The sequence below is a fragment of the Cutibacterium nasicola genome (assembly GCF_052654715.2).
In genome coordinates this window covers 2531587-2554916 of record NZ_CP199745.2, presented here as the reverse complement: position 1 = coordinate 2554916, position 23330 = coordinate 2531587, and the positions used below count along the sequence as shown (strand labels likewise).

General features: G+C 61.3%; 24 protein-coding genes. 3 read left to right on the top strand and 21 right to left on the bottom strand.

The genetic code is table 11. The annotated features are described in order from the left end of the window. The 16 genes from ACUCCZ_RS11920 to ACUCCZ_RS11845 form a co-directional block, all read right to left on the bottom strand. Window positions 1-1218, bottom strand: a complete 1218-nt coding sequence (locus tag ACUCCZ_RS11920; protein ID WP_435917485.1) for a beta-ketoacyl synthase N-terminal-like domain-containing protein — start codon at window positions 1216-1218, stop codon at window positions 1-3. Further along, window positions 1215-2489 carry a beta-ketoacyl-[acyl-carrier-protein] synthase family protein gene (locus ACUCCZ_RS11915; RefSeq protein ID WP_435917486.1) on the bottom strand — a complete coding sequence of 425 codons (1275 nt, stop codon included), beginning with the start codon at window positions 2487-2489 and terminating at the stop codon, window positions 1215-1217. The genes ACUCCZ_RS11920 and ACUCCZ_RS11915 overlap by 4 nt, the downstream gene beginning before the upstream one ends. Continuing rightward, window positions 2486-3520 carry a methyltransferase gene (locus tag ACUCCZ_RS11910; protein ID WP_435917487.1) on the bottom strand — a complete coding sequence of 345 codons (1035 nt, stop codon included), beginning with the start codon at window positions 3518-3520 and terminating at the stop codon, window positions 2486-2488. Before ACUCCZ_RS11910 ends, ACUCCZ_RS11915 begins: the two co-directional genes overlap by 4 nt. Next, window positions 3517-4662 carry an alpha/beta hydrolase family protein gene (locus ACUCCZ_RS11905; RefSeq protein WP_435917488.1) on the bottom strand — a complete coding sequence of 382 codons (1146 nt, stop codon included), beginning with the start codon at window positions 4660-4662 and terminating at the stop codon, window positions 3517-3519. Before ACUCCZ_RS11905 ends, ACUCCZ_RS11910 begins: the two co-directional genes overlap by 4 nt. Next, a complete protein-coding gene (locus tag ACUCCZ_RS11900; RefSeq protein ID WP_316087836.1) occupies window positions 4652-5719 on the bottom strand; it encodes an LLM class flavin-dependent oxidoreductase in 1068 nt (355 codons plus the stop codon). Before ACUCCZ_RS11900 ends, ACUCCZ_RS11905 begins: the two co-directional genes overlap by 11 nt. Beyond that, a complete protein-coding gene (locus ACUCCZ_RS11895; protein ID WP_316087837.1) occupies window positions 5700-6428 on the bottom strand; it encodes a hypothetical protein in 729 nt (242 codons plus the stop codon). Before ACUCCZ_RS11895 ends, ACUCCZ_RS11900 begins: the two co-directional genes overlap by 20 nt. After that, window positions 6425-7639, bottom strand: a complete 1215-nt coding sequence (locus ACUCCZ_RS11890; RefSeq protein WP_316087839.1) for an MFS transporter — start codon at window positions 7637-7639, stop codon at window positions 6425-6427. The genes ACUCCZ_RS11895 and ACUCCZ_RS11890 overlap by 4 nt, the downstream gene beginning before the upstream one ends. Further along, window positions 7636-8412 (bottom strand): alpha/beta fold hydrolase, encoded by a 777-nt coding sequence (locus ACUCCZ_RS11885; RefSeq protein WP_435917490.1) that lies wholly within the window; start codon window positions 8410-8412, stop codon window positions 7636-7638. Before ACUCCZ_RS11885 ends, ACUCCZ_RS11890 begins: the two co-directional genes overlap by 4 nt. Continuing rightward, on the bottom strand, window positions 8409-9563 hold the full coding sequence (locus ACUCCZ_RS11880) for a flavodoxin family protein (RefSeq protein ID WP_435917492.1): 1155 nt from the start codon (window positions 9561-9563) through the stop codon (window positions 8409-8411). The genes ACUCCZ_RS11885 and ACUCCZ_RS11880 overlap by 4 nt, the downstream gene beginning before the upstream one ends. Then, on the bottom strand, window positions 9560-10930 hold the full coding sequence (gene hemW, locus ACUCCZ_RS11875; RefSeq protein ID WP_435917494.1) for a radical SAM family heme chaperone HemW: 1371 nt from the start codon (window positions 10928-10930) through the stop codon (window positions 9560-9562). Before hemW (ACUCCZ_RS11875) ends, ACUCCZ_RS11880 begins: the two co-directional genes overlap by 4 nt. Before the next feature lie 29 nt (window positions 10931-10959). Beyond that, complete coding sequence (gene hemW / locus ACUCCZ_RS11870) at window positions 10960-12333, bottom strand: radical SAM family heme chaperone HemW (RefSeq protein ID WP_316087843.1); 1374 nt, start codon at window positions 12331-12333, stop codon at window positions 10960-10962. A gap of 2 nt (window positions 12334-12335) precedes the next feature. Beyond that, a complete protein-coding gene (locus tag ACUCCZ_RS11865) occupies window positions 12336-13718 on the bottom strand; it encodes a B12-binding domain-containing radical SAM protein (RefSeq protein ID WP_435917495.1) in 1383 nt (460 codons plus the stop codon). Further along, complete coding sequence (locus ACUCCZ_RS11860) at window positions 13715-14527, bottom strand: cyclase family protein (RefSeq protein WP_462981541.1); 813 nt, start codon at window positions 14525-14527, stop codon at window positions 13715-13717. Before ACUCCZ_RS11860 ends, ACUCCZ_RS11865 begins: the two co-directional genes overlap by 4 nt. Window positions 14528-14558: 31 nt before the next feature. Then, entirely contained in the window at window positions 14559-15095 is a 537-nt protein-coding gene (locus ACUCCZ_RS11855; protein WP_435917497.1) for a cupin domain-containing protein, read from the bottom strand. 53 nt (window positions 15096-15148) lie between these two features. Next, window positions 15149-15370 carry an SRPBCC family protein gene (locus tag ACUCCZ_RS11850; protein WP_435917498.1) on the bottom strand — a complete coding sequence of 74 codons (222 nt, stop codon included), beginning with the start codon at window positions 15368-15370 and terminating at the stop codon, window positions 15149-15151. A gap of 129 nt (window positions 15371-15499) precedes the next feature. Then, window positions 15500-15799: a hypothetical protein gene (locus ACUCCZ_RS11845; protein WP_435917499.1), complete on the bottom strand. Its 300-nt coding sequence runs from the start codon at window positions 15797-15799 to the stop codon at window positions 15500-15502. 1093 nt (window positions 15800-16892) lie between these two features. Between ACUCCZ_RS11845 and ACUCCZ_RS11840 the strand changes: the two genes are divergently transcribed. Then, complete coding sequence (locus tag ACUCCZ_RS11840; RefSeq protein ID WP_435917500.1) at window positions 16893-17375, top strand: hypothetical protein; 483 nt, start codon at window positions 16893-16895, stop codon at window positions 17373-17375. A gap of 60 nt (window positions 17376-17435) precedes the next feature. Continuing rightward, window positions 17436-17633, top strand: a complete 198-nt coding sequence (locus tag ACUCCZ_RS11835) for a hypothetical protein (protein WP_435917501.1) — start codon at window positions 17436-17438, stop codon at window positions 17631-17633. Here ACUCCZ_RS11835 and ACUCCZ_RS11830 read toward each other — a convergent pair. From ACUCCZ_RS11830 to ACUCCZ_RS11810, 5 genes are all read right to left on the bottom strand, one after another. Continuing rightward, a complete protein-coding gene (locus ACUCCZ_RS11830; RefSeq protein ID WP_435917502.1) occupies window positions 17626-17811 on the bottom strand; it encodes a hypothetical protein in 186 nt (61 codons plus the stop codon). The genes ACUCCZ_RS11835 and ACUCCZ_RS11830 overlap by 8 nt on opposite strands. 293 nt (window positions 17812-18104) lie before the next feature. Beyond that, a complete protein-coding gene (locus ACUCCZ_RS11825) occupies window positions 18105-18548 on the bottom strand; it encodes a hypothetical protein (RefSeq protein ID WP_435917503.1) in 444 nt (147 codons plus the stop codon). A gap of 685 nt (window positions 18549-19233) precedes the next feature. Beyond that, window positions 19234-19959 (bottom strand): hypothetical protein, encoded by a 726-nt coding sequence (locus ACUCCZ_RS11820; protein WP_435917504.1) that lies wholly within the window; start codon window positions 19957-19959, stop codon window positions 19234-19236. Then, window positions 19956-20552: a sugar O-acetyltransferase gene (locus ACUCCZ_RS11815; protein WP_435917505.1), complete on the bottom strand. Its 597-nt coding sequence runs from the start codon at window positions 20550-20552 to the stop codon at window positions 19956-19958. The genes ACUCCZ_RS11820 and ACUCCZ_RS11815 overlap by 4 nt, the downstream gene beginning before the upstream one ends. Before the next feature lie 58 nt (window positions 20553-20610). Continuing rightward, window positions 20611-21858, bottom strand: coding sequence for an alpha/beta fold hydrolase (locus tag ACUCCZ_RS11810; RefSeq protein WP_435917506.1), 1248 nt, complete (start codon window positions 21856-21858; stop codon window positions 20611-20613). Window positions 21859-22228: 370 nt separating this feature from the next. On the opposite strand from ACUCCZ_RS11810, the gene ACUCCZ_RS11805 reads away from it, so the two are divergent. Beyond that, window positions 22229-23272 carry a septal ring lytic transglycosylase RlpA family protein gene (locus ACUCCZ_RS11805; RefSeq protein ID WP_435917507.1) on the top strand — a complete coding sequence of 348 codons (1044 nt, stop codon included), beginning with the start codon at window positions 22229-22231 and terminating at the stop codon, window positions 23270-23272. Window positions 23273-23330 lie beyond the last annotated feature (58 nt).

The following is a 23330-nucleotide window of genomic DNA, read 5'->3' as shown; positions in this document are numbered from 1 at the left end:
TTACCTTCCGTTGTTGTGGGTGGCCTGGAGGATGAGGGCGGCGCGGGCGCCATCGAATCCCGCGGCCAGGATGAGTGTCTGGCGCGGCTTCAGTAAGGGCCTGGCGCTCGTGATGATGTCGAGGCCAGACAGACACTTGTCGGCCGCTATTGGGACGCATAAGTCGCAACCGCATTCTTGGACATGGATGGCCACGTTCGCGTCGGCCACGGCAGATGCTGAGCAAAGACCGCCCCAAGCTGTCTTGGCCAACAGAACCGGCGGTTGCCGGTCCCCGAAAAGGGTGCGCAAAGCAGCAACTTCAGCTAAGTCCAGTGCCGGGTCCGCGACGGCGTTGGGAATAACCAAGTCGATATCGTCAATACTGAGGCCAGCCACGTTCAGCGCGCTGTGAATACTCGCAAGGATCGCATCCTGCCGCGGGTCAGACGGAAGGCTGAAAGAGGAGCCGAAGCCAGCAACGAAGGCCAATACGGGAACTCCACGTCGACGCGCGCTATCTTCATCCTCCAGCACGAGCGCCGACGCACCCTCGGCGGGCACCAATCCGGCAGCGCGTGTGGTAAAGGGTTGGAATGCGGTGCTCGGGTCTCTTTCCGCAGAGAAGCCTTGCTGAGATTGAAGACATGCCAGAGCGTACGGGTTGAGCTGCGCCTCAGCGCTTGAGATGACAATCTGATCAGCTTCTCCCGACGCGATGGTTCCTGCGGCGGCGGCGATGGCTTCGATGCCGCCCGCCTCCTGCGCCGCGACCACACCACAGGGCCCCTTGAGTCCGAACTGAATGGACATCTGGCCGGTGAGTGCCGCGGAAAACCATGCGATGGATTGGTATGGCCCAACATTCGCAGGGCCTCGCGAATGCAACTTCTGCAGCTCATGTTGGCCGAACTCATTGCCCCCGGAACCCACCGCCGTCATGACGCCAATACGTTCGGCGGCAATCGGATCGGGTTGGTCCAAGCGAGCCTCATGGAGGGCTTCGGCGGCGACTGCCAGCCCCAGGTGCGTCCATCGGTCGGTTTGGACACGGATCCGGGGCGGCACGTACTCCGCAGGGTCGAATCCGTGGATGCGGCCTGTACAAGCGATCGCCCCTGCTGGAGCGTTCTCGTCAAGCTCAATGCCACATCGACCCGATCGAAGGGAGTCCATGCTTGCCGCCAGACCGATCCCCAGCGACGTCAGCAGCCCTCTCCCTGTCACTGCGATGTTCATGCCGTCTCCTTCGGGCCATTGCCAATCACCAATGCGCTTTGGAAGCCGCCGAACCCGCTCGCCAGCGTGACGATGTTGCGCAGTCGCTGACTTCGGCCGCGAACTGGCACGTAGTCAAGATCGAGCTGCGGGTCGGGGTTGAGCAAGTTCGCTGTGGGCGGCACGAACGAGTCACGAATGGCGAGTAAACAAGTCGCCGCCTCGATCGAGCCGATTGCTCCCAACGAATGGCCGATCATGGATTTAATGGAGCTCACGGGCACGTGCTGGGCGTGCGAGCCCAGAGCCAACTTGATCGCGGCTGTCTCGTGGCGATCATTCTGCGCCGTGCCGGATCCGTGGGCATTGACATAATCGATGTCAGCCGGACCAACACCAGCTTGGGCCATGGCGCGCCGGAAGGCGGCGGCCATTTCAATTCCGTCAGGTTTGAGACCGGTCATGTGATAAGCGTTGGCCTTGCGTCCGCTGCCGTTGAGGTATCCGTAGATTCGAGCACCTCTGTCGCGCGCGTGACGCCCGTCTTCCAGAACGAGCATCGCAGCCCCCTCAGCTAGGACGAACCCGTCGCGGGTCTTGTCGAAGGGGCGTGAAGCCGTCTCGGGGCTGTCATTACGCCGCGTCGTTGCGCGAATAGTGTCGAAACAGGCTGCGGAGATTGGGGTAACGGGAGCGTCGGCGGCGCCCGCGACGACGACCCTGGCGCGACCCGAGCGGATGAGTCCCGCGGCATTGATGAGAGCGTCGATTCCGGATGTGCAACCAGTAGAGACCGTGAGTGCTGGTCCACGAGCAGAAACTTCGCGCGCGACCTCGGCGGCGACCGCCGAGGGAAACAGCATGCGCTGCAGCCGGGTGGGAGCTCCGAGCGGGGAAATGTCCCATGTATGTCCAGAGCGGCTGAGGCGAACGTAGTCCGACTCGAGGGACTCTGAGTTGCCCACCGCCGTCCCGACACAAACCGCGACCATTTCCGATGGGGTGCTGTCACCTCCGCGGCTGGCATCGGTCTGAGCTTCTCGCGTGGCGGTGAGCGCAAGGCGGATCATGCGGTCGAGGCTGGGGTCGATGTCGGCGTCAATGTGCTCATCGGCGATCTGCGCAGCTACCTGCGAGCCAAACTGTGAACAATCGAACGCGGTGAGTGGGCCGGTCGAAACCACCCCGTTACGAACCGCCGTCCAGAAGGACTCCCGGTCACCGCCGCCCGGGGCGGTGATACCGATGCCAGTAACCGCCACGTCCACGGTGGGGTCCATTGTGAAGCTCACGGCTTGTCCGGTCCTTCATTGGGCAGCGTGTACTCCATGATCGCTTGGGCTGATGGCAGGTCCCAGACTTGATGCAAGTGGAGCCCTGCAGCATGGCCCAGCGCTTGAAACTCTTGGAGCGTGCGTTCGTGCCCGCCGGTTCCTACAAGCATGGTCATGTCCGACATCGCAATGATGGGGTCGGCTGGCCGGTCAGGTTGGATTACGCGCTCCAAGACGAGCAAGCGGCTGTCGGGGCTCATGGCCTGGACAACCTTGTGGAGCAGGGTGATGCACTGCTGATCCGTCCAGTCGTGCAGCACGCGTGCCAGCAAGAGTAGGCCATGCCCAGCCGGGATGGATTCGAAGATATCTCCTGCGAAGTAGGTGAGTCGCTGTTCGATGTCGGCACTGCTTTTGCGGCTCTTGGCTTCCTCGATCACCTCGGGGAGGTCCATGAGGGTGCCCGTCATGTCGCTGTGTTGATGGAGGATTGCGCGGATCAGTTCGCCCGTGCCGCCGCCGATGTCGAGAACGTCGCTGCCGGCGGGGAAGGGAAAGTTCATCGCGATCAGGGGGGCGACTTGTTGCGTGATCTCCTGCATCACAGCATTGAAGACTTCGGCCGTGTCAGGATGCTCGGCGCGGATTTCCCAGGCATTTGCCCCGAATGCAAGCTCGTAGCCAGTCGCCCCAGTGCGCAGGCAGTCGGACAGCTTGCCCCAAGCCCCCCATGTAAAGGGTTCCCCGAAGAACAGCGCCCTGCGGGCGAAGGATTGGGGGTGGTTCATGCGTAGCATGGCGCCCAGGGAGGTCGTGGTGAACTGGTCAGAGTTCTTGGCGACCAAGCCCATCGCCTCGGCGAGATACAGCAGCCGGCGGGTTGCGCTGGGCTCCAGCTGACAGTGGTCAGCCACTTCTTCAAGTGAACGGGGCTGATCGAGCGCCTCGGCCAGCCCAAGTCGAGTGAAAGTGTACAGCGCTTGGGTCTTCTGAAAGCCCTGCGCGAATCCGAAGAGCTTCATTGCATTGGTGTGTGCATCGACTGTCATGGTGTCTCTCCTTGCTGAGAGGTGATGTGGGCTGTTGAGGTGACATCGCTGAGCCATCTGCGCAAACGCAGCTCCCAGCTCGTCTGAAAGCGGAAACACATGTGGTCTCCGCGGGGGTAATGCGCCCGAGTGAGCAAGGGTGACTTCACCGCATCGACCAGCGCTTGCTGCGCCCGGAGCGGAGAAGTCGAGTCGTCTCCTGATGTGAGAGCGAAATGCGGCCCGGTGAAAGTTAAGCGCAGCGGCAAGTTCCAGCCGCGCAGTTCCTGGATCGCAGCACGCCGAGTTGGCACACCGAGGTTGTACATCATGGTTTCGGGAATCGGTCGGGGTGCGCTGGTAAAGACCGCCAGTGGTTTCGCTGGCGAGCAGAGTGTGGCCAATGCTGTGACCCGCGGATCGGACATCGCCAATCCGGCGGCGAAGAATCCTCCCAAGCTTCCTCCAACCACGGCGACGCTGCCGCTCCGGACCGACGGCAGTGTCTCTAACGCATCAATCACGCGAGGGAGCACCGCGACAGGATCTGTCTGCCATGTCAGTCCCCTACAGCGTCGGGCCTCGCCTTGTCCGGGAAGATCCACAGCAGCTGATGCCCAACCAAGCGATGCATACAGCCGCGCCAGTTCGATGAACTCCTCTTTCGCCGCATCGACCCCACCCAGAGTCAGAACGAGTGGCGCCGGCTCACTGCCTGGCTTTGGAAGACACACGTCGATCGGGCACGACGCTTGTCCCACAGGCACCTCGAGCCGCGCCCACTGGAAGCGGTCAACGCGACGGGCGGCAGCGTTGATCTCCAGGATCTGCTGCCACAGATCACGCCTCTGATCGTCGTCTGTGGCCATATACTCTGCCACGCGCAACATGCTCGCAGCCTGACGGAGTCCGGACGCGCGCAACTCATCCGGCACTGTAGCGGCCCGCACCTCACCCAGCAGCTTCCGGCTCTCCTGCTCCCAAACGTGCACCCACTGTTCGGGACTTCGGATCCTGCCGAGGATCCACATCGCCTCCCCGGCTGGGATTTTGAACATGCCCAGCCGAGGGACGAGCGGTTCGTCCGAACGCAACCCCAGAACGCGCAATGCGGTCAGCACTCGCAGGGCTGCGCGGAACGGCAGGGGAAAGCTACGCGGCATGAGCTTCAACCGCAGCCAGGCAGTGCTGCGCGTAGAGCGTCACCGATCGCTCGACGGCGCTGAACTCCTGACCGAAATCGAACATAGCGGCAACCGACGACGCCCCCAGAGCCTCACCCAGCGCTGTAAGTTTGTTCGTCACCTCGTCGGGCGACCCGAACGCGATGACGCCCCGATCCAATGCCCCTTCGACCGTGAAGTCGTCCCAACGAGACGCCAAGGCGGGGTAGCCCGCGAAGTCCTTGGGCGGTGTTCCCTTCAAGTGCTCGGCATTCGCTTTGGCACCCTGTGTCCGCGTCTCACGCACATATTCCTCAAGCGCGGGACCCGCTTGATTCAGCGAAGCCTGCCGACTGTCGGCGACATGCACGTGCGTGTTGACCATGATCTCCCCCTCCGGGCCGCGCGCAGCCCGGTAGATATCGACCATCTCCTTGAGGGAGTCGAGATCAGCCGACAGCAGCGGATTCACCATGAGGTTGAACCCCTGCTCTCCGGCCCATTGGAACGACTCCGGACTTGTCACGGCAGCGATCCACGGCGCTGGCGCGGCGAAGCTGTCGGGTCGGGGCAAAAGGGTCACGTCATCGAATCGGTCCCACTCGCTGTCGTGGGTGACCGACTCATCCTCAAGCAGCTGCTCGATCAGCAGTACCCGATCTCGGAAGCAGACCATGCTGGTGTCCATGCGAGCCCCGAAGGCACTGTGCTCGTTTCGGAAGAACGCCCGGCCGTAGCCTCGGCGGAACCGCCCAGGCGCCAGATTCGACAGCGTGGAGATGTCCTCCGCCGTGGAGATGGCCGGATGGAACGGCACCTGGAAGATGCCGACACCGAACTGTAGCCTCTCGGTTCTGGCCGCCAAGTCAGCGATCAGCAGCTGGGGGCGGGACTGCACGCCGCCGTGCGGCTGGAAGTGGTGCTCTGCCAGCCACATGCATTGAAACGCGCTCTGGTCTGCCAGGACGGCGATCCGCCGCGCCCGCTCGAACAGGTCCAGAGCCGCTCCCCCTGCCCGGCCATCCCCCGTCGCCAGCTCAAAAAGATCCGTCTTCATCGTTCTTTCTCTTTCGTGAGAGAGTTGAGTTCTTGAGTGAGTTGAGAATTTCGATCGCGGTCTCGTTTCCTGACTCCTTCAGCTGGCGCAGCGCTAGCCTTGTCACCTCCGGATGCACATCTCCGGCTCGAGACCAGACAGAAAACCGATCAACAAGCTCGGCTGGACTCTTCTTCCCGATGTCTCGCATCGCGTTGCCGACCGACTTGCGAACGTAGGTGCTGTCGTCATTGCGGCGATCTTCGAATACGGCGAGCGCCGCGCCGGCACCCCCAGGCCCTTTGAACGGTGGCCGCGATGTCCAAACTCGTGGCCCCTCCACCGCTGCCCGACGCACGTTCGGCGTTGGGTGGTTCACGCAATCTTGAATCCAGGCGAGAGAACTGTCCCACCCCTCGAATGAGGCGTACTCGTCCATGGCCTTGGCCACACACTCCTGCACCCGCCAGTTATCGATCTTGGCGTAGCCATCAATGAGAAGTTGGCGGGCATCATCATGTCCCAGGGCCGTGGACAGCAGGAGCGCACCGGCCATCGTGAATCGCTCGTTCTCAGCGCCGCCGACCGAGGTGTCAAGAACTAACTGTGACACGACGATAAGATCTTCGGCGGATCTCGAGGCGCGCCACCTTGTTACTTCGCGGCGCATCTGTGGGAATGACTCAGAGCGGCTTGTGATGCCGCGAAGATCAGAGACAGCATCGATCATTTCGAGCTTCCCGCTTCCACGTTGGTCTCCTTGAGAAGCAGCGCCAGCAGCATGGCAGCGCCCGTCCCCGCGGCGAGCCACCCGAACCGGGCCTGCGAGGAAGTAGTGCGTGCGATCAGAATGCCACCGAGCACTGGCCCCAAGAATGCTCCGAGACCGCTGAGCAGGCGCTGCGCTCCAAGCGCGGCGCCAATGCGACGGAAGTCGATCCTCATGACTTCGTCTGTGACCATGGCACTGCACAGACCGATGATCGGCCCTTCAGCGATACCCACCAGCGAGTACAGCGTGAGGACGCTCCAAAGCGAGGCCGGCAGCAGTGCAAGGGCGATGAGCGCCGCCAATACCAGCGCGACAGCCAGCAACAGGGCACGACGACGACCTCGCAAGTCTCCCAGCCTCCCAAGCAGTATGCTGGATACAGCGGAGACGACCTCATACGGGATGAACGCGATGGCAACGAGCTGGGCGCTTGCTCCCAACGTGGTCAGTTCGAATGGCACTGCGAAGCTGCTCGCGATTCCCACCGTGAACGCCAGCATTGCCACGAGCCCGCTGACGAGCAGGGTGCGTCCCGACAGCCACCTCTTGGTGTCAGACATGACCTCGTGCAAGCTTGACGCAGCCTGCTCGGGCCGGGTCTCGCGTAGCCTGACAGCGCACAGCAACCCAGCGATTACCAGGAGCGCGGCATCAGTCACCAGAACTGCCCGCCATCCGAATGCGGAGGCACCAAAGCCACCCAGCACATAGCCCGTCACCGATCCCAAGCCGATCGCGGCGGAAAGCGTGCCGATCGCCTTACCCCGTTCCGAGGGAGGGCAAATGTCCGCCGGGACGGTGAAGGTTGGTGACAAGAACATGCCACGCGCCACGCCGAACGCGATCCATCCACCCAACAGCGCGGCAGCCGACAGTGCCCCCACCGCGACGCTCATCGCGGCGAACAGCAGGCCCAGCGTGATCAGCCATTTGCGGCCGACGCGGTCGGCCAAGACCCCGATGCCCGGAGCCATCAACGTCATCAGTAGCGACGACACCCCGAACAGTGACCCCAATTGCGACGCCGACATGGCGTAGTCTCGGGCAATCATCGGCAGCGCTGGGAAGACTGACATCATGGTCGCCCACATGACAAACACCGCCGCGAACAGGATCGGCAGGGTTCCGCCGACACAAGCTTCGCTCTTGGCCTTCCCCGTCGATCTCATGCCAGCCACCCACGCAAGATGTCAGCGACCTCGGCGGGCGCCTCGAGATGCGGGAAGTGGCCGACCTCTGGCATCAACCGAAACTCGCCTAGCAGGAGTTTCCTGGCAATCTCCTCGCCATCTTCGGGAGGTGTGCTGCGGTCCAGGCCACCCCCGATGACCAAAGTAGGGCAGCTGATTCCTTCCAGCCGGGATCTGAGATCTGGGTGCTGGATCTGGATAAGGCGGAGGTGATTCTCGAATGGGATCCACGACCAGCTGAGGAGCACTCGTTCTTTGACATCGTCGCTGAGCCCAGCCAAGAATGCCTCGCCGGCGCGCCTGTTCGACTCCTCAATGACCGATCGGTAGTTTTCACGGGCCACCTCTGGACGCTTCCACTTCATGTGGAACTTGGCCGACGACCCCATCAGCACCAGTCGACTCACGTTCGCCGGGTTCCTCAAGGCGAGGACCATGGCCACCACGGATCCGAGCGAGTGTCCAACGATGGAGTATCGACTCCAGCCCTGATCCTCGACCAGGCTCTCAATGTCCTGCACACAGGACTCCGTGGTGAATGGCACGTCCTCCTTGGATGACAACCCATGTGCACGAAAATCAACACACCACGCCTGTGTGCCAGGCAGAGCATCCACCACCTCGCACCAGTGACTGTGATTGTCCCGATTGCCATGCAGAAACAGGACAGGCTCCCGATTTTCGGGGCCCGACACTCGGCTGAACAGCCTGCCCCCGTCTGGCAGGGGCGTAATGGCGACGCGATCGTTCATGAGACTGGTACTCCCATCTCGTTAGCTCGTTCTATGAGGTCTCTGCTTATCTCTGCCACCGTTTGGGTTCCGGAGTAGCTCACGGCCAGAACTCCATCGACGTCAAGCAGCAGACAAACGGGCTCGATATTTGCTGACAGACCCAGAGCCTCACCAAGGGCTTCATTCCAATCGATAACTGCCCTCCCTTCGGGTGCGGCAGCGGCGATGTTGTTGGCCACGTTGCCCCGATCCACGAAGGGAGGAAGCCGCTCCACCCCCGCGCAGAGAACTACCGGCAGCGAGCTGCCTAGCCGCTGAAGGTCCCGCACTCTGGCAATGGCCCGGTCCCGGTTGTTGGACCCGGAGTAGACCAGTACCTGGGAGGAAGCTGGATCCCAGCCTTGGGCAGCGAGCTGCGGTGTCGCTTCTAAGAAGGCGAGCTGTTGCGCGATTCGCTCGCGGTCATCTCGGTCGATCTTTGGTGACACGCCACGCAGGTTGAAGGTCGAGAAGCCAATAGTGCTCGCGAGACGACGGCCGACGGAGCGAGCAATGGTTCGAGCGAACTCTGCCTCCTCCACGCCTCGGCCCCAGGGCGACTCCTTGATCCCGGGTTGCTCGTCGAACTCGATGAGGCTGAGGCCCACGCTAGCGACGACAGACAGCTTCACATCAGTCCACAGCGGCATGAGCTGGGCCAAGGCGTATTCCTGGCCAATGCCGCCTGACGTAACGATCTGGGCGGCCACCTTTCCCATGAACTCTCGGCCCTTGACGTCGGCAGCAACCTCGGCGTTGTAGTGCTCGTAATCCATCTTAGAGGAGTTGACCGGCTCACAACGGTCCAGCCAGCGCTTCCACGTGGAGGGCAGCCCGAACGCGTAGACAGGGCTGGCAAAGACAAACGCGTCGGCCCACTTGACCCACTTGAAGATCTGAATGTACTGGTCGTCGGGCTCGCGAAACAGGTGGCACGGAGTCCTGTTCATGCAATCCCCGCAGCCGTCGCATTCAAAGATGTTGAAGTCGACAAGCCGAACCATCTTGGTTTCGCAACCCAACTCGGCAGCGCCATCGAGCGCCTCTTGGCAGAGGAATCCTGAAGCGCTGATTCCAGATGTCTTCGGCGACCCGCTGATCCCGAGTACCCGTTTGGTGCGCTCGGTCATACGTGACGTCCTTTCTCAAGGCTGACGAAGGCCTTGCCGGACTTGGACAGTCGCCCTCGGGCAAGCACCTCGCGGGGGATTTCCTCGATTTCCTTGAAGTGCGGCGAGAAGAACTCACGGCAGATGTTGTTGCCCCAGAACTGGCCCTCTCGTGTGAGGCAAATCTCGGTGTCAGACACCTCCATGAGACCGCAGCCTACGAGGTCACGAATTGTCTCGCCGAACACATCTACCGGGTCCTGGTCAAACCTCTGGCGGAAGTAAGCTCTGTCGACGCTGAACAGTCGTAGACCCTTGGCCATCACGCCGCACATCTCCTCGTAGGTGTCCGCTGAGGAGCCGATGAGGACAGGCTGGTCGCCTCGCCCCAGGCTGGCGTCGTAGTCAGTGAGATTGCCCTGATTCACGTACATGTATCCGCCCAGGTAGCCGAAGGCGGCGGCACCCACACCAAGCATTTCGGTTTGCCGGTGAAAGTAGAGCTCGGCGTGATCGTTGATCTTTCCCGGCAGGCAGAAGTCGTAAACGGAGTACTGCTCGTAACCGGCGCTCACCAGACGCTCAGTCGCAGCGAGATACATCTGCAGCTCAAGTGCATGATCGCCCGGCATTGCGACCTTTTCAGCAGTGATCAGGGAATGTAGCCGAGTGAACGGAGGGATGACCAAGCTGAACAGCGTGATGTGGTCGTATCCAACTTTGATGGCCGTATCGAGGTCTTCGAGCCATTGATCAAGGCTCTGACCGGGCAGGTTGTAGATCAGGTCGAGACCGACGTTATCGAGACCGGCGGCTCGGGCATCGTCATAGGCGCGCAGCGAGTCGGCGGCCGTGTGGGGCACATCAAGCATCTCGGTGTAGCCGTCGTCGAAAGACTGCACTCCGAAGCTGACGCGGTTGCAACCGGCCTCGACCGCCGCTAGCAGCTTGTCCTCGGTGAAGTTCGACGGGTTACCTTCGATGGAGATCTCCGCACTGTCCGTGAAGTTCAACTTGCCTTGCGTATAGCGCAGGATGTCGGCCAATTGCTCAGCGCTCAGAGCACTGGGCGTCCCGCCACCGACCGCGAGCGATCCGAATGTCAGCGATTGGATTCGCGGAGTGGCGGCGTACAGGTCAATCTCCCTCTTGAGCGTGTCCAAGTAGGCAGTGAGCTTGGCGTCGTCCGTGATCCGTTTGTTGAATGGGCAAAAGTTGCAGATCACGTCACAGAAAGGGATGTGCATGTACATCGCCGCCAGACCGGAGCTGCGCTCGTTCAGCCGCATCAGCTCAGGGGCTTCCCCAGGCTCGGGCGGGGTTTCGGGAAGTGGGTAGTGCGACACGCAGACGCGTTCACGGTGGCCAAAGGGAGGTGTGATGGTCATGGTTGTCTCCTGGGATGATTTAAGCCCCGTCAGGGGTGCTCGGGGCGCAGGGGAGATTCGACGTCCTTCAAGCGGGACAGGCGCTCAGCGAGACGCTGACCTTGCTCTCGGATCTCTTCCGAATAGAACTCCTTGGCGACGTCATACCCGAACATGGCTCCTGTCTCAGTGAGTCTGACTTCGTCGTCGTCCGATTCGATGAGTCCACGCTCCTCCAGATCCTCCAGGATCTCGGGAAACACCTCGCGGGGGTTGCGGCCGGCTTCGTCCTCGGCCCGGAACAGATCGTTCTTCGTACGAAGCAGCCGCAGTCCCATCACCAACGCGCCACGTAGTCGCTCGTCTTGGCTGGCACGGACTCCGGTGTTGCAAGCAGGTCCTTGGCCAGCCAGCGACGCGTAACGCTTCAGCTCAGCCACATTTACGTACACGTACCCGTTGATGGAGCCAACAGCGCCCGCTCCCAGCCCGATTAGATCGCCGAGCTCTTGGAAATGGATCTCGGAATGCCGGTAACGATTGCCGGGTCGGGCGAAGTCTGGGACCGAGCGCTGGTAGTAGCCGGCGTTCTCAAGAGCTTCTTTGGCAACTAGTGCGAGCTCGACTTCACGCCGTGTGGACCCCACAGTGGATAGCAACCCCGCGTTGATATCGCGAGAGAGCTTGGTACCCGGGACAACGGCCAACGGGAATAAGGTCACCTGCCCGACGCCGAGTTCCGAACTCCGGCGAACGTCCTCGCGCAGGACTTCGTCGCTCTGACCAGGCAGGTTGTACATCAGATCGATGCTGACGTTGTCAATGCCAGCGCGCTGCGCATCTTGAATGGCAGCGATGGACTTGGTCGCGTCCTGCGCCACGTCAATGTCCCGGCTCAAGTCGGCGTCAAGCGTCTGAACGCCGAAACTGATCCGATTGACACCGGATTGAGCCACCGCTTTCAGCTTGTCCGAGTCCACCGTAATCGGGCTCGACTCGAGCGTGATCTCGATGTCCGAGGCTGTGCGATGGTGAGTGCGCACGGCGTCCAACGCAAGGTCTACTTGGCGAGGAGTGAGGATGCTTCCCGTACCGCCGCCGAAGTAGATGGACCCAACTTCCCCGCCGGAGCGCAGCATCTCGGTGTCCCCGTAGAACTTGATCTCACGTACAAGGTCCTGGACGTAGGACTCGATACGGCCCTCGTCTGCCGAGTACTTCACAAACGGGCAGAAGCCACACAGGTGCTCACAGAAGGGGATGTGGATGTACATTGCGCGAGGCCTCAGGTTCGTGGCGCTGGAATCCAGCCCCATGTCAGTCAGACTCTGCTCCTGATCGACCAGCTTGTCGGTCGGCATTGGATAGCAGATGACGGGGCGCTTGTCGCGCGAGGGGTAGGGAAGATGGACCAGGTCAATCATTATTAATTCCTCACCAAGACGGCATTGTCAGGCACTGACGCACCCGAATTACGCAGGCTATCCAGAGCGAACGTCGGCTTTACTTGAATCTCCGGATACTGTCTTATAAATTTCTCAATTAGATCGGCGATGTCAGCGCACTCTTGACGGCCCAAGGCCTTCGATAGCGAAAATATCGGACGCAGAACCTCATCGTCATTCGGCTTCAATTCTGGATAATCAAGAATCAGATTCCGCCACAGAGGTGTCTTCGGGTAGAGCCGGATCCCAAACGCGATAGTTAACACATTTGGCTCAGCTCTCGCCATTACATCGAGAGTCTCACGCACAGAATTCACCGTTTCTCCAGGCCCGCCCAAAAGCAGTGATTGAATGACATGGATCCCAGCTCTGCGAACCGCAAGAGAACTGCTAACAATCTGCTCGGGCGAAAAGATCTTTCCCATATTTCTCAGCATTCCGTCAGTGCCAGCATCCGATCCGAAGTTGAGGATGCTGCAACCCGACTTCCGCATCAGGTTGGCCTCAACATCACCGAGACCTACGGGGTACCCATATGCCATCCAGTCGATTGCCATTTCCCGAGCGATGAGCTCTCGACAGATGCTCATCGCGTGAGTCCGGGGAATGTTGAACACGCTGTCGGTAAAGAAGATCCTGTCCACGCCAAGGCGATCGTGGATGAGTGCGATCTCGTCCACCACTGCTCGCGGATCCCGCAGCCGAAAGCGATTCCCCTCGACATCAGGCACGCCGCAGTACACACAGTGCAGGGGGCAGCCGCGCTTGGTTTGAACGCCGTAGCCTGGGTGAATCTCGCGGCGAGCGAAATACTGCGGGTCAGGAGAGAAACAGGTTGGCACGTGTGCTGCCGCGGCGCGCCCCTCGAAGTGCCTTCGCCCCTGGCTCACGATCGTGCCGGCGATGACCTGTTCTCGTGTCTTCCCGGCCTCTAGCATCTCGGCTATGTCGACGATGCTCTGCTCTCCTTCGCCTGTGATGCCAAGATCGGCGCTGCTTACAGAGTTCATGAACTCTTGCGAAAGGAGGGAGAAGGCTGCGCCTCCTAGGACGATTACCGCGTTGGGGCACTCGCACCGCAGTGTGTCGGCCACGTGCCGAGCGAGGTCAAGCATCGAGTTATATCGAAGCAGGGTCTCATTGTCGACGTTTCGTATCGATATTCCAATCAGCTGCGGCTGGCGCGAGCGGGCAGCTTCCAGGACGCGATCCGTGATCAAACCGTCTTCAACGAAGCACAAGTCCAACAGCTGAGTGGGATGGCCGTTTTCTTCCAATGCCTGCTGCAGGTAACCGACGCCAACTGGCACAACGGGACTCGGCCGCCGCGCCCGGTTCAGGGAGATCAGCAAGCCGGTGGTCATGGTGTCGCCGTCCCCAAAACGCCTTGAGAGACGAGCGCGACTGCCCTGCACCAGACGGCGCCCGACGCGTTCAACTTGATCGGAAGCGCCAGAAAAGTGAAGGGCTGCCCCGAGGGCAGCTGGTCGAGATTGGCCAAGCGCTCAACCTGTTGGAAGGGATGTTCACGTCCGGCCAAGTGGCAGGGCCACATGACGGAGCGATCTCCGGTGGCAAGAAACTCACGAATCATCACGGCGCTGGGCCGGTCGAGGCTGGCACCATCTGTCCCGATGACTTCGACACCTGCGTCGAGTAGGACCTGGAGCGCGCCTCGGGTGAGGCCAGCATGCTCGGTGAAGTACCCGGGGCCTTCATCTGGCGCATGTCGCGGATCGGTCTCGATGAGCGCGATCCGTGGCAGGCCGTCGCCATGAGAACACACGGCAGCCGCCATAGCCCCCGCCGTGATGCGATCATCGTCCGCGCGGGGCCGCAACACAACCGCTGGTCCCATCAGGCCTTCCAGCGGAAGGTCGGCGACTTGAGTGCCGTTCGCCGAGCCGTAGTGAAAGGGAGCGTCCACGTGGGTCCCAAAGTGGGTGCTGATGGTGAACCACTCATTAGTCAGGAAACGCCCATCGGGAAAGGCATCTCGCGAGATGCTCCAAGGGGACTCGCGTCCCCGGAGCCTCACCTCTTCCGGAACCAGCGGACTGTTGAAGTAGTTCTTCTCTAGTTGCTCGGGCCCCTTCTCCGGGAGCCAGTTCTCTCGTCCGCGGAACCCCGGGTCGTTCTCAGCAGCTGGCACCGACTGACTGAGGTCAATCACGGCCACCTCGACACCCAGTAGCCTGACCATCTCAAAGAACCTCGTGACCGAGATCTGGGCGAGGCGCCAACGGCGCCATGAACAAGGCCAAGTGGCACGTCTCATCAGTCGCCATCACTGCGTGCGCAACTCCCCTGGGCACGAGCACGCCCGCGCCCTCCCCCACCTCGAAACTCTCCTCACCCAACGTGATGGTCGCTGTTCCCGACGTCACCAGCAGGTGCTCTTCGGAGAAGTCGTGCTTGTGCCGCGGGATGCCCTGTCCCGGATCCAGCCTCAGCAGACCACTCGCGGAGGTGGAACTGCCCCGGCTGGGTGGGGTAATGAGCATGGTCAGGCAGTCGCCAAAGACAGGCGACTTGTGTCCTTGGTCCCAGTTGATGGGCTCGCGACGCAGCTGTTCGATACCTTGCGCCACGCTTCGCATCTGCTCACGAGTCCCCTGATTCAGGAAGGCCACTGCATCCAGTTCGCTGAACGGAGCCTCGGGACTCACAACAAAGTCTTGGCGCCACGTCATGATCGTGCGGTCAAAATCCAAGGATTCATAGCGCCACAGCAACACCATCTGATCAAAGGGGCCATCCTCGCTGATTCGGCGGGCTCTGACCGAGTTCGAGGCTATGTCGGACTCTCTCGCCGCGACACCCATGAGTAGCGCTCGCCAGACTCGTTCGGGACGGTCGTCAGTCGAAAGGTAACCCCGACGGCATCCCGCTCAAGTACCTCGACTGATTCGTACTCGGTGAACAGTTGCGGCCAGCGTTCGACGTCGTTCGCCACCCTCCACACGAACGGAAGAGATGCCTCAACGATAATGGAGTTTTCAACGAATGCCGCCATGTCGCCCGCCGATCGATCGCTCTACCTGTTAGTTGAAACTGTATGCAGGTTTCGGGTTACCGGGGGATAAGTACACTGTTAATTAGTCACGAATTCACTTTCGAAATCGTGCGTTCACTTCGACGTGCGTCACCCTCCTTTCACCAAGTACAGCAGTTGACCGTGGAATGCCGAATTACCCAAGTCGCGATATTCGATCACACTTGCCGCAATTGTCGGCAGATAGCTGCGCATCGCGTCCACACTTCCGCGAGCTTCAGGGAGACTTAGACAGAGTGTCTCTAAACGTTTACTCCGCAGCGTCTCATACTGAATCTTGAGCGTCTCGGTGTTGGGCCACTCCAGCGTCCGCACAATCACAAGCCCATCGAAACTGGTCAGCGCTTCAAGCAAAGTGTTGAGATCCGTTAAAACTACCGATAGATCCATAAGTTAGATATTCTGGTTCACGGGGCAATTAGTGCGATATGAAGCTTTCATAAGGCTTGGAGCAGACATCGTCGCAACGTTCCCAGAAACCGCGTAAGCCGTAATAACTCCCTGGGGTCTAACGCCCGTCCCATGCAGCGGACCGCCGTTGTAGATAACGCGAAACTTCTCTTTACACCGGCTGTCGAACAGTGCGAAGATCTGAATTCCACCGTCCTGCCGCAGGTCCTTCACGCTTTCGCCCCGAGAAATAGTCAGAGCGACTCGCGCGTCAAACGAACTACTCCACCAATGGGTGATGTGATGAAACCCCCACCTACTCGTACCGCAGCGCAACGTTCGCGACGAGTTTCCTCTGTAATAGTTCTTCACCACAGTGTTTTGAGATTTGCCGTTGCACCAAGGCACCGGGGCTGAGGCTGAAGCCGGCGGTGCAGCTACAACGGGAATTGTCCCCAGCACAGAGATAGCCACAAGCGCAGTGCGTGCAGTAGACCGCATCCCTAAAAGACGTTTCACGACAGCCCCCAACGAGCAAGGGGCCTCTTGCTCTTCCACCTCAATCACTGTGCCAGGTTCCAGGTCAGAGCGTGGTCAATCACACGTGTCCCCCGGTCTCGTGGAGCCGGCGTAGGACAGATACAGCAGAGGACAAGTGCGCGGCAGGCCCTCACCATCTAGCCCGAGGCGCCCCCAGGCAAGGCGATCATGACACCGGCGACGAAGGGACCCACAACTACCAAACCATTGTCACGGGGAAGGGTTTTGTGTTGTGGTGGTTACACACCTCAACAGAGGAGGTGAGGACGTGGGAAACGAGTACCAAAAGTCGCTCAAGAAACTGTTCAAGCAACTGGAATCTGAGCAAGGTGCCCCTGCATTGAGACCCGGCGCAAAGGATGGATGATCTACCCGCCGGATACGTCACGATCAGCGGTCATGATCCACAAGACCCCATCAGATCGCAGAGCATGGGCCAACATGCTTTCTGAACTGAGGCGCTCGGGATTCACCGTCTAACAGTCCAACAGGGGGCTGGAACCCCAGCCCCCCTTGACCCCCTCCCTGAGATATATCGACACGAAAGGAGAACATGATGTGGCAGGTTCGGTTATCACTTCGCACAGTCAGCGAAGACATGATGCTCGACGCACTGGAAGCCCTCGATCATTTATCCCCGGTCGCCTCGCTGAGCCAGCAGGATGAACACACCGGATCACTGTCGGTGTTCGTCGAGGCTGACTCGTCGGTCCACGCCATCGAGACTGCCCACACAGCCGTCATCGACGCGTGCGGCAATGTCACCGTCACCGGCGTTGAAACCCGCCCGGAAGACGAATTATTCACAGACCTCGACCGGCCACTGTTCCCGCCCGTCGTCGGATACACCGAAATCGCTGAAGCCGCAGGACTGTCGCGTCAGCGTATCCCCCAGCGCGACGGCACCGCTGGCTTCCCCGCACTTGTCATCGAAACCGCACAGGGCCTCCTGTTTCCCAAAGCCGCAGCCGAACAGTGGGCCCGAACACGCCATCCCAAAACAGGCCGCCCAAAACGCCAGACCTTCGCCTCATAACATGCCCCGTGTGCTGAACCTGTCGGCCGGCCCAGCACACACCCCCGGGGCCGGACCCCCGTGACCATCCTCATCTCTGCCATCTCAAAACTCATCATCGGCGGCGGGATAGCCTGGGTGCTGATAGTCGCAATCTGCTTCTGTTACTGGCGCAAAAACCACGACGACTACGGCATGGAACAGAAGAATCCCCTTGTCTGGCTTTTCCCCGCCGTCGTCACCATCATCGTCGGCTTCATCCTCGCCTACCTCACCTGAGCAAGCTCACAGCAACCGCTCCCAGACCGCCCACGACAGCCACCACCAGACCTACGGCAAGCACCGCGAAGGCGGCCACATAAGGCAGTGTCGCAACATGGTCCACGCCAGGGGGAGCCTCGGGGTGGGGGGATGGCAGCCCATCTGTAGGCAACAGCAGCAGCATTAAATCAGTCATGGCGTGTCTCCTCTTCGCCGCACACCTATCATCATGCCGCCACCGGCACCCCAGCACAGACGCCTCTACACGTATCAGGCAGCACCACGGCAATGCCGGAGCGGCCAGCTGGGCGTGCGCATACTCGGCTTCGATACGTCCCCGATCAAGGGGGGCGTTCCAGGCCATGACTACCCGCCCGGCCAGCACCTCTTCGTCTTCCCCGCCTACGCGGGGGTGAGGCGCGATCCAGTTTGGGACTATTGGGGCCTATCTCGTCTTCCCCGCCTACGCGGGGGTGAGTCTTGGGGCCCTCACTGGACATCATCCCTACTCACCTGAGCCTCCTCACGCAAGATTCTCTCCACCTCAAAGAGAATGGCCGCCATTGCCACACCCTCCCTATCGAGAGGCGAGAGGTTCAAAACTACCTCAGAATTGCTGTCGTCACGGCAGCAAACATGAATCCCCTTATCGTCCTGTACCAGGTGTATGAGAACTCCGTTCATGGGAATTCCCATACGGATCTGGAAAAGCTCGAAATCGTCCTTGGGTAGGACAAAATGACAGTATTCAGCACAGACAAGAAGTTGTTGCGCCATGACCACGTCATACTCGTGGTCACCGTTCTCCTCGAACGTCATCTTCTCGACGGCGAGGTCGACGTATCGTCGCAACGTGTCCATGCGCTCCCGATTCTCTTTCTTGAGCATGACAAGCCGCCACAGGAGATTATTCAGGAAATTCTTCGGAGCCATGATCGTTCTCCATTCGGCGATGAGGGTGGTACGAAGTCTGTGACATCTCCGCCACAAACGATACCGAACAGGAACAGAGTGGTAATGGCGAGGACGACGAGCAGATCCCGGGTATCCACATGCACCGATGAACGTGGAGCTCCGTGGTCTCGACACGATTCTCGACGCAACGCCACCACGTGTCACCACGTGACGAATCCGAGGAGAAGAAGGTCATGCATCATCCGGATCTCTCGTTGCGCGTTGTTCCCGCAGCACTTGTCGCTCTGTCAGCGCTGAGTGGTTGTGGTGCCGTTCATTCTTCCGCGACGGCTGTCACATCACTGACGAAACCGACCACATCTTCGCCGCAGACGAGTGCTGCAGCGATCCCGAGCCCCAGCACGTTCTGGGCGAGCTACGGCGACACCTCACGGATCCGAAACGATCGGGCAGCCTTCATTCCGACAGGTGTACACCCATTGCAGTGAAGGGAACCTCTCGCAGTAACGACTGTCCTTTTCAAGTCCCGGGATCGGACGACTACCTTGACAGTCACTGGATTATCAACGTCTCAGCCAGGCCGTCGTGAACGACGAGATCGGCACCCTGGTCGCACCCGGTAACCTCCCGGTGCCGATCGCCGATGTTCTGGGTGATGATCGTCAAGAGCTCTCAAGAACTTCACGGCCCGATCAGTCACCGATCATTGGCGAGCTTGCCTCAGCAAGGTACGAACGCGATCGGGACCGTCAGCCATGTCGAGGGTGGCGAAGACGTTGGAGACGTCAACCTCGGGACGCTGCCAGCCGATGGTCGCGGCGTGGGCGGCCAGGGCGACGCAGATCTCCTGACAACCATCAATGATCCACTCGGGGTCGACGTCCGGGTTGACGTACCGGGAAAACTCGGCGGCATCCTGCTGCTGAGCCGCCAGGATCGCCGACAGGCCACTGCGCAGCTGCTCAACGGCCTCCTCCCCCATGGTGGAGACGACGACGGGGTCGGCCATGTCACGACGAACCCGCTCAACCAGCAGGCCGGGGACCTCGTCGGAGGTGAGCCCCTCGTGGTCGAAGAGCCAGTCGGGCAGGTACACCTCGACAGCGGCATCGTCAACCTGCTCGACCCGCTTGAGCACGGCGTCCAGCAGGCTCACGCCGAGCATGATCGCGCCCTCGAGCTGACAGAGCGGGGTGAGGGCGATGGCGATCGCGGCTCGTCCGGATTCGAGTGGGTCGATCTGTTCACCGCGCTCCTGGGCTCGCAGCTCCTCTTCGCTGGCCCGGCGCAACACCTCAAAGGACTCAGCTGGCGGGATCTGCACGGATTGCGGGTCGGCCTCGACGTCGTCGGTCTCCGGGAGCTCGGCACCGACGGAGTCAGGATCGCACCAGTTGACCGGGAGATCCGGGATGTCGTTCATGGTCATTCGCCTTTCCTGTCATAGACCGATCCGATGACGCGCGCCGGATTGCCGACGGCGATGGATCCGGCCGGGATGTCCTTGGTGACGACCGCTCCGGCTCCGATGACGCTGTCCTCACCGATGGTGACACCGGGGCAGACGATCGTGCCTCCGCCAAGCCAGACATTGTTGCCGATCGTGATGGGCCTGGCCGCCTCCAGGCGGTCCCGACGCAGATCCGGGTCGATCGGGTGGGTAGGGGTCAGCAACTGGACGTTCGGACCGATCTGGCAGTCGGTGCCGATGCGAATCTCGGCGACGTCGAGGGCTGTCAGGTTGTAGTTGGCGAAGCTGCGCGCGCCGACATGGATGTTCTCACCGTAGTCGACGTACAGCGGCGGCTTGATGACGGCATCCTCACCGAGTTCGCCGAGGAGTTCGGCCAACAGGGGGCTGGCACTGCCCGGATCGTTGAGGAAGGCCCGGTGGTAGGCGTCGGCCAGCCTGGCTCCGCGGTCGGCGATGCGGGAGTTATCCGGATCGTCGGCGATGTAGAGATCCCCGGCGAGCATCCGCTCCCGGTTCGTGCGGGAGTCCCCTGCGAAGTGGCCAGTCATGAAGTCAACGGTATCGGGAAGGTGAGGACGTCCCGTGGACCTCGCACGCCCCGCAACCTCACCTGACGAGCTCTCCCCTGGCAAGCTTGATGAGACGGTCAAGCACCGCACCACCAGAGGCATTCGACCCATTGTGCTCGTACTCGGTCGTCACCCAGGCATGCATCTGTGGAAGCAGGGCCGCCGTCTCCAAGGAGAACTCGCGCGGCACATAGGCATCATCGTGGTACACCGCCGCCGCACAGGGCACCCCGGCAGCCCGGAGGGCGTCAGCGTCATACAGCTTCGGCCACGGATGGTTCGCAATGAGATTGGCAACCTCGTTCCACGGCCGCAGCTCCTGGTCGGTGTCAAACCACTCCGGCATGACGTGCTCTCCCGTCAGCAGCGTCGGATCCTCCGTGAACTCGTCGGGCAGCATCCGCGCCGCCGACCATCCGGTGACCACACCGTCGGCATAGGACGACTCGTGGATGACAGCATACAACGGATTGCGTCCGTCAAAGGGCAGCAGCCCGGCCAGATCATGGCGGAAGGACCGCGAGGTGTACGGGTATTCCAACAGATAGTGCAGCTTCTCGGCCCCACCCGAGGCACCCAACAGATGCCCCAGCGACCGCAACCGCGACGGCGTCACGACGTCACCGTTCGGGGTGGTGATCTCGGCCTTCTCGGCCAGCGCCATGAGCTCCGCGAACCGCTCCCGGTCCTCCGGGAACCGCTTGTAATACTCCAGCGACTTGGTGCGCAGCTGGTCGTAACAGGCTGTGTAGACCTCGTCGGCAGAACGTCCGACCGCCGACAGGCCACCCGTGAAATATCCCGCCGACAAGGAATCCGGGTAGGTGGACAGGTACCTCAGCAGGGTGAACCCGCCGAAGGACTGCCCCAGGGCCGCCCACTGTTGGATGCCGAGGTGGCGGCGAACGTCCTCGCAGTCCTCGACGATCTCGTCTGCGCGCAGATGGGTGAGGTACTCGGCCTGACTGGCAGCATCCCCCACCGGCTCACTCACCGGGGAGGACAGCCCGGTACCGCGCTGGTCGAGCAGCACGAGCTGGTAGTCCTGCAACGCACGGGCCAGCCAACCAGGAAATCCAGGGTCGCGCAGGGTGGGACGCGGCGACTCACACCCCGGGCCACCTTGCAGAAAGACCAGGTACGGCTTGTCGGTGCCGTCAACAGCGGCGACCAGACGCGCATAGATCTCGATGGTGCGCAGGTCCTCGGGGTTGTTGTGGTCCAACGGAACCCTGAGGCGAATGTCGTCGGTCAGCAGGCCAGGAATGTTGCGGTTCCACGTCATGGCATTAAGCCTACGAGGCCCCGACACCGACCGAGTCGACTCCGCCGCTCCTCGTCCAGCCCCACACTCTCGACACCAAGTTGTATGTGTGACGATGGATTCGTCACGTCCACGAGCTCTCCTGTGTCGCTTCCTCAGCGGCGCGAGGCTTGCCAGATCCAGAACCCTCAGTATTTTCTCAGCCTTTCCACACTATCCCCCATCCACCACAACTATCGTCGCAGCTTGTCCCGCAGGTTTGGGGTACACATACGGCACGTCCCGAGGTGACACCCGTCCACCTATACTGAGCGGATTTTGAGAATCTCTCAGGAACACGTACAGTTCAACGAGCCTCTGAACCTGCGGCAACGCTCGGAAGGAACATCACATGACCAACACCTCGACCACCGCCGGGACGACTCTCAAGCGCACCGTCGCTCTGACCGCTGCGGCGGGACTCGCCGTCATGGGCACCATCGCCGAGGAGGCTCACGCCGCCCCCACCGGCACCCCTGGAGCCCATGCCGAGAAGGCTCCCACCCAGCAGACCAAGAAAGCGCCGGCCAAGCAGGCCAAGCGCGCCACCCCGTACACCACCCAGTTCGCGCAGTCCCGCGTCCACCTCAACGTTCGTTCCGGACGCGGCACCGAGTACAAGCGGCACGGTCTCGTCCACCCCGGTGACCGTCTCCTCATCGTTGGCAAGGACGTCCAGGGCTGGACCCCCGTCAATTACCGCGGCAAGACCTCCTGGGTCGCCACCCGTTACATCACCAAGGTCACCCGCCCGGTCGGCATCTTCGCCCAGCGCGGCGACCACAATGCCCGCACCAAGGCTGTTCAGCGCGACCTTTCAACCCTCAGCTACTTCCCGAGCACGTGGGTCGGACTGCCGTACGGGCCCTCCACCACCAACGCCGTCAAGGTGTTCCAGAAGGCCAACGCCCTCAAGCAGACCGGAGTCACCGACGCCGTCACCATGAGCCTGCTGCGCTCGAAGGCCAGCTACAAGCGCGCCGCAGAAGCCGAGAAGGCAGCTCAGAAGGACGCCACCGCCCCGAAGTCGACGCAGCGTCACTCCGAGGAGTCCGCGCGCACCTCCCGTTCCTCCGAGCACTCGAGCCGTAGCGCCGCCGACGTCTCCACCAGTGGCGTCGCAGGAAGCTGCGGGGCCTCCTTCTACACCGATTCGCAGACCGCCTCCGGCGAATCCTTCAGCTCCTCGGCCATGACAGCCGCCTCCAAGACCTACTCCTTCGGCACCCGCCTCAAGGTGACCAACAAGACGAACGGACGCTCCGTCGTCGTGCGCATCAATGACCGTGGACCCTACGTCTCCGGTCGCTGCCTCGACCTGACTCCGGCTGCCTTCAACCAGATCTCGTCGCCCAGCGCTGGCGTTGCCGACGTCACCTACGAGAAGGTCTCCTGAGTTCACCAGACGTCGAGGATGTGGCGTCCTCGTACAGCGTCAGCCCCCGATCCATTGC